This is a genomic window from Maribellus sp. YY47 (assembly GCF_023111095.1).
In the GTDB taxonomy this organism is placed as follows: Bacteria; Bacteroidota; Bacteroidia; order Bacteroidales; family Prolixibacteraceae; genus Draconibacterium.
Genome location: NZ_JALGYW010000002.1, coordinates 318306 through 332329 on the forward strand (window position 1 = coordinate 318306; position 14024 = coordinate 332329).

Consider the following 14024-nt stretch of genomic DNA (forward strand, 5'->3'; position numbering starts at 1 on the left):
GGGATGTATCAAATTTACACCTGTAAAATTGATAACGAGTTGTTATGTCCTTCTTTGTTTTTTATGCTTTCTGCTCCCGACACAAAACGGTCAGGCAGCGGCACTATGCACCGCAACAAGCAACAGCCCCCAGGAGATCAGCACATTTGCAAGCGACTCTATTGCGCTAAATCAAAGCTCCGATTCAAATACTGAAACAGAAATTCCAGCAACCGACGCTGAGGTTAACCGTTCTAAACCCCAGCGAAATTCGGTGTTGGGAGTGTTTTTTTCAACAGATAAAATTTCCCGGATAAAAAAGAACCTGATTTCGTACGGAAACGATCACTTTCCGCGAGGTGTGCGGTCGTTTTACATTTCGGTCGTTGAAAACGCTTTTCAATTCTCGATCATTTTTCTTTTGGTGACACTCAGTCTGTTTTTCATTATCAACATTTTACTTGTTTTTATTATTCTGAATTATACGATCAGAAAGAAAAGCTACAAGGAAAAATTTGAGAAAGTGTACAGCAAAATGTATGAGGAAGTTTTGCTGTCCTACCTTTTTGGGAGCATCGACTGGGAAACTGCCTTTCTGAAATTGCGGGGAAGAAACAAACCTAAAAACAGAAGAATACTGACTTCTGTTCTCATGAATTTCAATACAAATTTCAAGGGTGAATTCGAAAGTCTGATTCCGGAAATCTATACGCGTTTGGGATTACAACACGATTCTATGCGACTGGCACGTTCGGGTTACAACCATAAAAAAGTAGCAGGAATTATTGAGCTCACCCATTTATATCCCGAAGGGGCAAAAGGAATAATCGATAAACTGATCAACGATCCGAGCGATTATGTGCGCGCCGAAGCGCAAACAGCTTATGTGAAGTTAAATCCGGAAACTCCGTTTAATTTCTTTTACCAGCTGGAACAACCTTTCGCGATGTGGACCCAGTTGTCGGTGTTCAACCTGATTCGTGTTCACCAGCTTCCGGTGCCTTCTTTTGCGCAATTCCTGACAATTCGCCACCCCAACATCCGTAACTTCAGTCTTCGGATGATCACCTTTTTTCAGCAGCTTGAAAATGTTCCGGATATTTTGAAAATGGTAGATAGCAAGCTTGATAAAACACGTTTCCTCACTTACAAAGCCATTAATAATTTGCGTTTGTACGACAGCCGCGACTTGATTAAAAACCGCTTCGAAAACGAGACGGAGAAAAACAAGCTTGAAATTATCAGAGCCCTCCGCAACATCGGAACGGAAGATGATTTTGGATTCCTGGAAATTATAATGACCAACGGAACGATGTCGTTAAAAACCGAAGCCTGCCGGTCGATGTATTTTATGAGCCCCAAAAGCAGGGAACGTTTACTCGAGATAAACAACCAGTCGAACGACGAGCTGAAACTACTCATTGCACATGTTACTGACCCGAGAAATTAAATTATGTCAACGATAAAAACGATCATAGAATTACTTTTTTTGCTGTACACCGTCTGCATTCTAAGTTTTTATTTTTGGCTGGCCATCGTTTCCGCGAAAGAACTGATCAAAAATGTTCGCGAAGCAAAAACCACCAATTTCGATGCCTTGTTATCCTCACCTTTCGCACCTGTAATTTCGGTGCTGGCCCCGGCCTACAACGAATCGCTCACTATTGTCGATAATATCAGGGCGCTGCTCGGACTATATTACCCCAACTTTGAGATCATCGTTATTAACGACGGAAGCAAAGACGACTCTCTGGAGAAAACCATCAAGGCTTTCGATATGGAACTCGTTCCCTTTGCCACAGATTACAAAATTAAATGTCAGCCCATAAGGGGGATCTACAAGTCGAAGGTAAAAGCTTTCTCGAACCTTACGGTTATCGACAAGCTGAATGGCGGAAAAGCCGATGCTCTGAACGCCGGGATCAATATTTCCAAAGGAGATTACTTTATTTCGATTGACGTTGATTCCATTATCGATCCGCATGCGTTGAAAAAACTCATCAAGCCATTTTTTGAAGAAACGGATAAACGCGTGATTGCAGCCGGAGGAGTAATTCAGATCGCCAATTCGTGTGTCATCGAAAACGGCCAGATGGTTGAAGTAAATGTTCCCGACAAGTTTCTGCCCCGCTGCCAGGTAATCGAATACAGCCGTGCGTTTTTAATGGGACGACTGGCGTGGAGCCGATTGGACGGTCTTTTGCTGATCTCGGGTGCACTGGGGCTTTTCGACAAGGAAGTGGTGATCAACTGCGGAGGTTACTACACAAAAACCGTAGGCGAAGACATGGAACTGGTGGTGCGGATGCGCAAATACATGGCCGACAACAACCAGAAATACAAAGTGGTATATATTTCCGATCCGTTGTGCTGGACCGAAGCGCCCTCTACCCTGAAAGTTTTGGGAAGCCAGCGAAACCGCTGGACACGGGGTACCATCGATACCATTATGCTTCACCGAAATATCTTTTTCAACCGCAAATATGGTTTTATGGGAATGGTATCGCATCCTTACTGGGTGTTTTTCGAGTGGCTGGCTCCCATCATCGAGTTCTCAGGTATTTTATACTTTATCATCATTGCGCTGATGGGCTGGGCCAGCTGGTCGTTTTTCTATGTGATGCTTGGCTTTGTTTACTTCTTTGCCATTATGTTTTCGAACTACGCCATCCTTTTCGACCACCTTTCCTACAACCGCTATAAAAAGAAACGAATGATTTTCAAATTGCTTTTAACCGCCTGGATCGAGCCGTTCTTCTACCATCCGTTCGTTGTATACTGGGGTTTGAGAGGCAATTTCGACTACTTCATAAAAAAGAAAAAATCGTGGGGAAAAATGACCCGATCGGGTTTTGAAATGCCCAAATATAAAAAGACAAAACGTTAGATGATGAAACTCAACCTATACATCCGGTTTTTCATATTGCTTGCCGTATTGCTGCAACTGGGAGGAATTACAGGCCTCCTAAAAGCACAGACTTTTGAGGAAGCCCGAAAATTTGCTTTTAACGGAGAACGCGAAAAGGCCCGCAGCATTTGCCGCGCAATTCTGCAAGAGGGATTTAATTCGGATGTGGCCCTTTTGATGGGACGAACCTACGCCTGGGACGGAAAATACGATTCGGCACGTGTGGTGCTTCAGAATGTTTTGGCACAGCGCCCCGGAAACACCGAAGCCTATGACGCGCTTTCGGATGTGGAATTCTGGTCGGATAACAACGAAAAAGCCATCGAATATTGCGATGCCGCACTTAAAACCGAGCCCGGTTCTCACGCATTCGCCTTAAAAAAAGCGAGGATTTTATACAGCAGCGAACGCTTTGAAGAAGCAGTGAACGTTCTGGAAGATTTCCTTCGGCAACATCCCGGGCAAACCGACTTCGTACGAAAACTGAATGAATACCGCTTGGATCTGTTAAAGAACAACATCAAAATCATCTACACCTTCGACTTTTTTGACGATGATTTTAACCGCGATCCGTGGCAGTTGCTGGCGGTTTCTTACGGAAGAAATACAAAACTGGGAACCGTAATCGGAAGAGTTAACTATGCCAGGCGATTTGAAGAAAACGGACTTCAGCTTGAACTGGATGCCTATCCGAAAATCAGTGAGAACAATTACGGCTACCTGAATTATGGTTTTTCGGACAATGCCCTGTTTCCCAAAAACCGCTACGGTGCGGAATGGTACCATAATTTCCCGCATGCTTTCGAAGGTTCATTGGGAATTCGCCTGCTCGACTTTAGAGGTTCGACAGTGGATATTTATACCGCAACTTTGGGAAAATACATCGGCAATTACTGGATTTCGTTGCGCTCGTTTGTAACACCCGATTCCGGCGGAACTTCGGTTTCCGGATTCCTGTCAGTCCGCCGCTATTTCTCAGATTCTGAAAATTATATCGGACTAAGAGCCGGCTACGGGATTTCGCCCGACGACCGGAGAAATCCACTCGAAACCCTGGATAAGCTGACACTAAAAACCCGTTCAATCAGGGCTGAGTACAATCATATTTTCAATAAGATTTGGACTTTTAATGCCGCTGCCGTTGCCGGAAGCGAAGAACGCGAACCGGGAAACTACTCGGGTTATTACACCTTTGATGTCGGGATTTCAAGATTGTTTTAAAAGTTGATTCATGGCGAAAGTTGCTGATTCCATCCAGTTGATCATTCGATCGTTCCGGCGTTTTGTAAGCCTAAGTTTCATCCTGGCCGCAATGATTCTGGTCGTTCGCATGTACGAAGTGGTGGTCACCTCCAACTACTTCAACTACCCGCCCGGAACCATTCTTTATTTGCTCGTCGGATTAAAATACGACCTTTTGCTTTACCTGCGGATCTCAGCCATTTTGGTTCTTCCTTTTTTAGGGATCGCTTATTTCAGTCAAAAAGCTGCGCGTTACTTTTTTATCCTCGTTTCGGTTTTGCTGGTGTTGGGCGACATGCTGCTCCTAAAGTATTTCTCAGCTTCAATGGTACCACTGGGCGCCGATCTGTTTGGCTACTCAGTGAAAGAGATAAAACAAACCATACAGGTATCGGGAGAACTAAAAATAGTACCCTTTGTCTTTATGGCGCTTTTCCTGCTGTACATGATCCGTATTTTCCAACGGCATGTATATTACAAACTAAAACCATGGATGCTCGGCGTTTTTTGCATTCTAATGATTGCCTCCCTTCTTCCCCTCTCCTTTTTGAAGCAGCAACCTTCAAACTACAACAACGAGTTCAGCATGTTTGCTGCCACCAATAAGTTGAACTTTTTTGGTGAAAGCGTCGTCAATCATTATTTATACAAAGGGGAACTGGATCAGCAAAACTATACTTTCAAAACTTCGGAGGTAACAGAAGACGGTACTTTTTCTTACGTCGACGCGGAGTATCCGTTTTTGCATACAGAAACCACTCCGGATATTCTCAGTCCCTATTTTCAGCTGAAAGAAACGCCTCCCAACCTGGTTTTTATCGTGGTCGAAAGTCTGGGGCGGGCTTACAGCGGAGAAGATGCTTATTTGGGCAGCTTTACTCCGTTTCTCGATTCGCTGATGCAGCACAGCCTTTACTGGGAAAATTGTCTCAGCACTTCGGGAAGAACATTTGAAGTGCTGCCGTCGACACTGGCATCGCTTCCATTCGGAAAGAAAGGTTTTACGGAACTGGGTGAAAATATGCCCGATCATATCAGTTTAATCAGTTTGCTCAAAAACGAAGCGGCTTACAAAAGTTCCTTCACATACGGAGGAGAAGCCCACTTCGATAATATGGATGTGTTTCTGAACCGTCAGGGCGTTGACGAAATTATCGACAATTCAAATTTTGGAGCGGACTATGAAAAACTTCCGGCTTCCGCCAGCGGTTTTACCTGGGGATTCGGCGACCGAGAAATTTTCAGGCGCTACCTCAGCAAAATTCAGACAGATACTGTACAACCCCGGATTGATGTAATGATGACACTGGCCATGCACGATCCGTTCAATGTTCCTGACCAGGATAAATACATTGCAGAATTTCAGCAACGGGTAAATGCGCTAAATCTGGATGATAAAACGCGCACCTTTAACCACGGCTACGACAAACAATTCTCCACCGTGTTGTATTTCGACGATGCGTTGAGGTATTTCTTCCGGGAATACTGTCAACTCCCCTCGTTCGAAAACACGATTTTTGTAATTACCGGCGACCACCGCATGCCCGAAATCCCGATCAGCACTCAGCTCGACAGGTTTCATGTACCGCTGGTGATTTACTCTCCGATGCTGAAAAAAGCAGAGAAATTCTCATCGGTTGTTACTCATTTCGACATCACACCTTCGCTGGTGGCCCTACTGGATGGCAATAACATGATTTCGCGCCCTGCAGTAGCTGCCTGGATCGGACACGGGTTGGACGATCACAAAGACTTCCGAAACCGGAATTCCTATCCGCTAATGCGAAATAAAAATGAGATTCTCGATTTTATTGATGAAGATATGATGCTGGCAAACGGGATAATTTACCAGGTTTACAAGAACATGGATATTGAACCGGAAAAAGCTTCTCAAAAAACAGAAGAGATAAAAGCAAAACTGGATAATTTCATCCTAAAGAACAACTATGCCTGCTTCAACAACAAACTCATCCCCGACTCTTTAATGCAATATAGCGGCAGTAAAAAATAGACTTTAAACTTTCATCAGGTAAAGGTGTTCTTTCCTGAAAGACGTATTTCATGCAAACCTGTATTTCAATTCTTCGGGGAATAAATGTAAGTGGCCGGAACAGCATAAAAATGGCCGATTTAAAAACGGCGTATGAAGCGCTCGGATTTCAACGAGTCACCACCTACATTCAAAGTGGAAATGTAGTTTTTGAATCTTCCGAAACAGATCAGGAAAAGCTGTCAAAAAAAATCCATCTTCAGATACAGTCGACTTTTGGTTATGATATTCCAGTATTGGTAGTAAATGTTGACAGCTGGCAGCAAATCATCGAACAAAATCCTTTTGCAAAAGACAGCTCAAAAGATCCGGCATTTTTGCATGTAACTTTTCTGGCTTCCGCTCCGGAACTTTCGAGCAAGGATGCCATTCTTACCAGGCTATCGAACGGAGAAGAAATACAAATTACTTCCGGGGCTGTTTACTTGTATTGCCCGCATGGTTATGGCCGTACCAAACTAAACAATAACTTTCTGGAAGCCAAACTGGGTGTTCAGGCTACCACCCGTAACTGGAAAACAACATTAAAACTGTTGGAAATAGCAAAAAACGTTTGGCTATGAAAACCAAACAATCATGATTCTCGGGAATCACCAACAGATATGAAAGTAATGAACTTTACTCTCCCTCGCTCCCTCTCTATGCCTAAAGAGGGAAGATTGTGTCGCAGGCACAATCAGGGTGAGTCAGACAATATTGAAACTTATTTTGCTATTGATTTTCGATAAACTTTCAGAAAAAAACCGCCCATTTCAGAGCGGTTTCTTTAAAGTTTATCTTACAAACAGCAACTCCCGGTATTTAGGTAGCGGCCATTTTTCGTTGTCAACTATTAATTCGAGCTTGTCGATGTGATCACGAATATCATCAAGGAACGGACGCACTTCTCCGTTATATACTTTGGCCCGCTGATGTACATCCTCAATTTTATTGGCCCGTGCACGTGTTTCGGTCATCGCTTTCCGTTTGGCTTTGATCTCAGAAACATGATGACCGATTTCACGAATCAGCTCCAGACGCCCACTGGCCATTTCTTCATATTCTTCAGGCGAAAAAATGTCTTTCAGGTGTTTCACATTCTCCAGCAACATGGTCTGGTACTCCACCGCAGTAGGAACAATGTGATTGATGGCCATATCCGCCAGCACGCGAGCCTCAATCTGGATCTTCATCACAAACTTCTCGTACTCCACTTCTACACGTCCGCGAAGTTCCGACTCGTTTAGCACACCCTGCTTGGCAAACAGTTTTGTGCTGTCTGGTTTCAAGTACGCTTCCAGTGCTTCCGGCACACTATTTACGTTCGACAGCCCGCGTTTTTTCGCTTCCTTTATCCATTCTTCGCTGTAACCGTCTCCGTTAAAACGTATGGGTTTCGATTTGATGATCAGCTCTTTCAACACCTGGAAAATGGCTTCATCTTTTTTCACCCCTTTGTTGTCGATCAACTTATCGACGGCCACTTTAAACTTCTGCAGCTGATTGGCTACCAGGGTATTCAATACGATCAAAGCCGATGCATTATTCGCAGATGACCCGATGGCACGAAATTCGAAACGGTTACCCGTAAAGGCAAAAGGCGAAGTCCGGTTACGATCGGTGTTATCCAGAATAATTTCCGGAATACGTCCGATATTTAGTTTGAGCGCCGTTTTTTCATCCGGTGTCATTTTACGATCCACCACAGCTTCCTCCATCAAATCGAGCATGTTCGACACTTCTGAACCAAGAAATACCGATAAAATAGATGGCGGCGCCTCGTTGGCTCCAAGGCGGTGAGCATTGGATGCCGTAAGTATACTCGCCCGAAGCAAATCCTGTCCGTCGTACACCGCCTGCATGGTGTTTACCACAAAGGTCAAAAACTGCAGGTTCGACTTCGGATTTTTACCTGGCTGGTACACATTTACGCCCGTATTGGTGGTCAGCGACCAGTTGTTGTGTTTTCCGGAACCGTTTATTCCTGCAAAAGGTTTTTCATGAAAAAGAATACGGAATTTATGTTTCCGCGCAATCTTTTGCATAATATCCATCATCAGTTGGTTGTGGTCGTTGGCCAGGTTGGCTTCTTCGTATATCGGCGCAAATTCAAACTGATTCGGCGCCACCTCGTTGTGACGGGTTTTTACCGGAATACCCAGTTTGTAGGCCTCGTTTTCCACATCCTGCATAAAGCGGTTGGCACGTGTCGGAATCGACGAAAAATAATGATCGGCCAGCTGTTGGTCTTTGGATGATGCATGCCCCATCAATGTTCTGCCGGTAAGCATCAAATCAGGACGCGCCATAAACAACGCTTCGTCGATCAGAAAATATTCCTGTTCCCAGCCCAGGTTAGCCTGAACCGAAGTCACATTTTTATCAAAATACTGACATACTTCGGTGGCCGCTTTATTCACCGCCTGCAAAGCACGCAAAAGTGGTGTTTTATAGTCGAGCGCATCACCGGTGTACGAAATAAAAATCGTGGGAATGGTTAGCGTTGTTTCGCTAATAAAAGCCGGAGAGGTTGGATCCCAGGCCGTGTAACCCCGCGCTTCAAATGTTTGCCGGATACCGCCGCTTGGAAAAGAAGAGGCATCAGGTTCCTGTTGCGACAACAAATTCCCCGAAAACGATTCAATCACTCCCCCATCGGTGCCGTGTACAATAAAAGCGTCGTGCTTTTCGGCAGTTCCGTCGGTTAAGGGATGAAACCAGTGGGTATAATGCGTGGCTCCGTTTTCTATGGCCCAGGCTTTCATTCCCTGTGCCACCTGATCGGCCATTTTTCGGTCGATGGTTGTACCATTTTCAATCGCATCGGTTACTGCTTTGTACGCCTCACGCGACAGGTACTTTTTCATTTTTGCTTTATCAAAAACCAGCATTCCGAAATAGTCCGACACCAGGTTCTCTTCCCTGACAATCTCATCGGGTTTGCGGTTTAACATCTCTTCGAGTGCTTTAAATCTGAACTGTGCCATTGTATGAAGTTTAAGTCTGATAAATGTCTGAATTCAAAAATAACATTTATCGAACTAATCTTTCATTCAAACAGGGACCAATCATTAAAATTCATTATAATTTTTCATTACACACCATCTTTAAAGGGACCTCTTTCTAAAAAACACTAAAAAAAGAACGATCTTTGACCACGGAAAGAATAGGAGTGAGATTTGAAAATTACTCCAACAAACAGTATTTTGCCACTAAAATCAAGAACGAATGAATAAGGCTGAGATTCTCTATAAAATTCAAAATTCAGATACAAAAAAAATAAAGATCGCATTCTCAGATATCGACGGCATTTTACGTGGAAAATACATTCACCGCGATAAATTTCTGAATGCAGTTGAAAACGGACTGGGCTTTTGCGATGTGATATTTGGCTGGGACTGCAACGACAAATGTTATGACAATGCAGAAATCACCGGCTGGCACAGCGGTTACCCCGATGCAAAAGCCAGAATTGATTTATCTACGTTTCGTGAAATCCCCTGGGAAAAAAACACTCCTTTTTTTCTGGGCGATTTTAGCGGCGATCCCAAATATGCTGCGACTGTCTGCTCGCGAAGTTTGTTGATGCGAATTGCAGAAGAATGCAAAACAATGGGATACACCCCCATATTTTCGCAGGAATTTGAGTGGTTCAATTTCCGCGGAACACCCGGCGAAATAAGTGCGGCGAATTTCGAGGAACTGACTCCAATTACCCCGGGAATGTTTGGGTACTCGGTAATACGCACCTCGTTAAACCAGGACTATTTTCACGAATTATTTGACCTGCTCGAACAATTTGATGTTCCGTTGGAAGGGATGCACACCGAAACCGGCCCCGGAGTAATGGAAGCAACGGTAATTCACGACGAAGTACTACAGGCAGCCGACAAGGCGATTCTATTCAAAACATCGGTAAAGGAAATCGCTTACCGGCATCAGTTTGTAGCTACGTTCATGGCCAAATGGAATTTGAATCTTCCCGGAAGCGGCGGCCACCTGCACCAAAGTCTTTGGGATACTGACAACAGGAACAACCTGTTTTTCGATGCAAACGATCCGAACAAGATGAGCGACACGATGAAACACTATATTGCCGGGCAATTGCACTGCCTTCCCGAAATACTGCCAATGTTTGCACCCAATCCAAACAGCTACAAGCGATTGAGCGGCGGCGACTGGGCTCCCTCCACCCTCACCTGGGGAATTGACAACCGAACCACTTCGATTCGCGCCATTCCCGGAATGCCCAAATCGACCCGAATAGAGACCCGTGTGCCCGGAGCCGACACCAATGCTTACCTTGTTATGGCAGCAGCTCTTGCCGCAGGTTTGTACGGAATAAAAAAGCAGCTTCCGCTGGATGAAGCAACTTCGGGAAACGGTTATCAAAACAAATCGCACGGCACACTTCCGGTAACACTCGAAGAAGCGACGAAAAAAATGGCTGAGTCAGAAATTGCCGCTGAGTTATTTGGGCACGATTTTGTAAAACACTTTACTGCCACCCGCGAATGGGAATGCCGGCAAATCGACAAGAATGATCCGAAGTGGGAACTTAAAAGATATTTTGAAATTATTTAGCTTATTTTTGGGGACAAATAACGGTTAAATAGGAATGGATTATTCGCAAATCATAAAACTGGCCTGGCGCGAACTCGATGGCGACCGACACGAAATCAAAGGGGTGTTTGACGTGAGTGCCAAAGTTTCGACCAACCATGTATACAAAGTATCGTTTTACAAGCGTGAGCCTGTTTTTGCCAAACTTTCGGAATACGGACATTACGAAGATTTCAAAGAGGACCACATCATCATTAACAACCTGGCCAACAACCTTGAATTTCCGTATCAGATGTTTTTGGCACAGTCGCTGGTAAAACGCAACGAATTATTTATTTACCGTTACCACGAAGAAGAAAGAAGCGCCTGGGTGGTTTTCTACAACCCGATCCTGATTAAAGAAAAGCTGCCGCGGCGGCTCGAAGAGAAGCAAATTAAAAAGCTGGGGCGCGAACTCGCCCGTTTTCATAAAGCCTGTACGAATGTTTCCAACCAGTTACCTCATTCGTCCAAAAATGTAATCATGGACATCCAGCGGCTCAAGCGCTCGATAAACATGGACGAAATTAAAATGTGTGAAGCTCACCGGGATATGATCCTTCGCCATGCCGATCATTTCCTGGAGAATGCCGACAAAGCCAATTACATGACCGAAATTGAAACCATTCCGGTTTTTGTGGATTGGAACATTGGCAATTTTTCGGTAACCAGTGACGGAAAATTTTATTCGCGCTGGGATTACGACTGGTTTCGCATGTCGTCGCGCGTAATGGATTTTTACTTTTTTGCCCGTGTGGTGTCCGATGTCGGCGATCGTACGGTATTCAGCTACCTGGTTGACCCGCTCATGGAAGACCGCTTTATGATGTTTCTAAAAGAATACCACCGCATATTTCCGCTAACTGAACCCGAAGTCCGTCTGATTAAAGAAACCTATCGCTTTTTTATCCTGAATTACGTAATCAAGGACGGCCCTTATTTTTTCAGAAAATACTATTCCAACAAACTGATCAAAGAGGCTTATGACACCTATTTCCCGGTAATGGATGCCAATTACCGGGTTGAAAAAATATTAAAGACCTTAAAATTATAAGCAGTATGTTGCGAACAAAAAGTTTTAAAAGCATCGTAAAAAACTACAAGGCAGTATTTTTTGATGCCTTTGGGGTACTTAAAAATCACAGTGGATTGATCCAGGACATTCACCACACGTTTGAATACCTGGAAGAAAAAGGAATCTATTATTATGTGCTCACCAACGACTCGTCGCGAAGCCCTGAAGAGCTTTCGAACTGGTACGTAAAAAGAGGACTGAGCTGCATAACCACCGATAAAATCCTGTCTTCAGGGATGCTGGCCATGGAGTTTTTCAAGACCAAACTCCAGGATGGAAATTCGGTTGCTTACCTGGGGACAAAAGAATCGGCCCACTACATCGAAACTGCCGGACTGCAAACCGTGCCGATCAGCGACATCGATTTGAAGAACATTGATCACATTCAATCGTTTGCTTTTCTGGACGATGAAGGCTTCGACTGGAACGTCGACATTAATAAGGCCATTAACCTGCTCCGAAAGAAAAACATGAACGTGGTAGTTGCCAATACCGACAAAAACTACCCGGTAAACAAAAACGACATTTCGATAGCCATTGGCGGCCTGGCCGACCTGGTTGAAAAAATTCTGGGGAAAAAGTTCATTCGCTTTGGAAAACCCGATGCGCAAATGTTTTTACTGGCCTACGAACGTGCCCTGCAAGACATTCGTGTAAAAAGAGATGAGATACTGATGGTCGGCGACACGCTCTTCACCGATATAATTGGCGGCAATAAATTTGGTTTGGATACTGCACTGGTACTCTCCGGAAATACCTTACCCGAGATGGCCAGCATCCGAATCGGAAGCTCAGGAATAATTCCGACCTATGTTTGCGAATCGGCTGTAATAGAACCTTGATTTCAACTGCGCTGCCGGGGCAATTTCAGGAAGTCCTCTGTTGACAATTTGCGAAGTGCTTTCACCAGCAACTTGTCCTTTTTTCGCCCTTTTGACGAAACCCGGATATGAAATTTATCGAGGCCGGCCTTATTGGAGCAATCGCGCACATAAACCCCAAACTCCTGAAGTAAGCGCATCTGCAAATCGTAGGCTGTTGGGCCAAATTTAATTTTCAGCAAAATAAAATTGCTACCGGTAGGATAAACTTCAAAGCCTTTGATAGTGCAGAGCTGATCGTAAAGCAGCTTTACATCGGCAATAACTTTTTTCCTTGCCGCATGGTACTCTTTATCGGTATCGTGCAGCTGGGTTAAAAAATATTCCGCCAAAGTGTTAATATTCCAGATTGGAAGTACATTTTTGATCTTTTTCAGAAAAACCTCATTTGAAGTGCAACAATACCCAAGGCGCAAGCCCGGAACGCCGCAATGCTTACTCATACTGCGCACAATGATCAGGTTTGAAAAGGAAGCAACATGCGGAATAAGCGACGGCACCGCATCTCCTGAAAAATCAATAAACGATTCGTCTACCAGAATCAGATTCATATGCTTCATCCGTTCCAGAAAAGCCAGCATTTTTTCCAACGAAATAAACTGACCGGTCGGATTCCCGGGATTGATGATCAGCGCAGTATCCAGTTTTTCATTTTCCAGCCATTCTGCATAATCATCAAGGTCAAGCTGATACTGATTTCCGGCAGGCAACTGAAAAAGCTTTACTTTCCCCGAATGCTGCAATTTTTCGATGTATTCGCTAAAAGTAGGAATCGGAATTCCCATCTCGGCCACCAGCTGATTCTGAATAATCGTAATTAGCTCGGTCGCCCCGTTTCCGATTAACAAATGCTCGGGCCGGGCATGAACCACCGAAGCCAGGTCTTTCTGCGCCAATATTGGATTGCTCGAAGGATACGATTTAATGACAACCGGAAGTTTCCGCTGAATTTTTCGCAACAATGCCTTTCCCGGGTAATACGGATTTTCAATAAAACAAAAATCCACCACACGGTCCAGCATCTCCTCACCCACAATATCAACCAACGAAGGAGAATGCGAGGTTTCGTAAAACAGATGCTGGTTTATTTGTATTTTATTTCTGATCATAGCTCTTTCGGGGCACAAAAGAATACAAAAAAAGCTGTCCCGCGTACGGAACAGCCTTCTTTATTTTGCAATTGTCTCGTCCTGAAATAGCGTTACACAAAAAGTAGCGTTATGAAAGAAATCAATCATTCACAGTACGTTAAGCGTACACAGAAGGACTATTCGATGTCCTTTAAATTGCAAGTTGTCACTGAGATAG

10 protein-coding genes are annotated in these 14024 nt (G+C 44.3%); 8 read left to right on the plus strand and 2 right to left on the minus strand.

The features are described from left to right. Window positions 1-262: 262 nt before the first annotated feature. From MR764_RS02780 to MR764_RS02800, 5 genes are read left to right on the plus strand one after another with little or no spacing between them, the layout of a single operon-like run. On the plus strand, window positions 263-1429 hold the full coding sequence (locus MR764_RS02780; protein ID WP_247977865.1) for a hypothetical protein: 1167 nt from the start codon (window positions 263-265) through the stop codon (window positions 1427-1429). A gap of 3 nt (window positions 1430-1432) precedes the next feature. Next, window positions 1433-2866: a glycosyltransferase gene (locus tag MR764_RS02785; RefSeq protein ID WP_247977866.1), complete on the plus strand. Its 1434-nt coding sequence runs from the start codon at window positions 1433-1435 to the stop codon at window positions 2864-2866. A gap of 3 nt (window positions 2867-2869) precedes the next feature. Next, entirely contained in the window at window positions 2870-4108 is a 1239-nt protein-coding gene (locus MR764_RS02790) for a YaiO family outer membrane beta-barrel protein (RefSeq protein ID WP_247977867.1), read from the plus strand. 10 nt (window positions 4109-4118) lie between these two features. Beyond that, entirely contained in the window at window positions 4119-6140 is a 2022-nt protein-coding gene (locus MR764_RS02795; RefSeq protein WP_247977868.1) for an LTA synthase family protein, read from the plus strand. Window positions 6141-6190: 50 nt separating this feature from the next. Beyond that, a complete protein-coding gene (locus tag MR764_RS02800; RefSeq protein WP_247977869.1) occupies window positions 6191-6742 on the plus strand; it encodes a DUF1697 domain-containing protein in 552 nt (183 codons plus the stop codon). A 210-nt stretch (window positions 6743-6952) separates the two neighbouring features. Here MR764_RS02800 and MR764_RS02805 read toward each other — a convergent pair whose 3' ends face one another. Then, complete coding sequence (locus MR764_RS02805) at window positions 6953-9145, minus strand: glutamine synthetase III (protein ID WP_247977870.1); 2193 nt, start codon at window positions 9143-9145, stop codon at window positions 6953-6955. 241 nt (window positions 9146-9386) lie between these two features. On the opposite strand from MR764_RS02805, the gene MR764_RS02810 reads away from it, so the two are divergent. Genes MR764_RS02810 through MR764_RS02820 form a run of 3 tightly spaced genes read left to right on the plus strand, consistent with a single transcriptional unit; the run spans window position 9387 to window position 12677 of the window. Next, window positions 9387-10742: a glutamine synthetase family protein gene (locus MR764_RS02810; RefSeq protein WP_247977871.1), complete on the plus strand. Its 1356-nt coding sequence runs from the start codon at window positions 9387-9389 to the stop codon at window positions 10740-10742. Between the two features lie 34 nt (window positions 10743-10776). Then, window positions 10777-11814, plus strand: coding sequence for a hypothetical protein (locus tag MR764_RS02815; protein ID WP_247977872.1), 1038 nt, complete (start codon window positions 10777-10779; stop codon window positions 11812-11814). 5 nt (window positions 11815-11819) lie between these two features. Next, window positions 11820-12677: an HAD-IIA family hydrolase gene (locus MR764_RS02820; RefSeq protein WP_247977873.1), complete on the plus strand. Its 858-nt coding sequence runs from the start codon at window positions 11820-11822 to the stop codon at window positions 12675-12677. Window positions 12678-12679: 2 nt separating this feature from the next. Here MR764_RS02820 and MR764_RS02825 read toward each other — a convergent pair whose 3' ends face one another. Next, window positions 12680-13825 (minus strand): histidinol-phosphate transaminase, encoded by a 1146-nt coding sequence (locus tag MR764_RS02825; protein WP_247977874.1) that lies wholly within the window; start codon window positions 13823-13825, stop codon window positions 12680-12682. Between the last annotated feature and the right edge of the window lie 199 nt (window positions 13826-14024).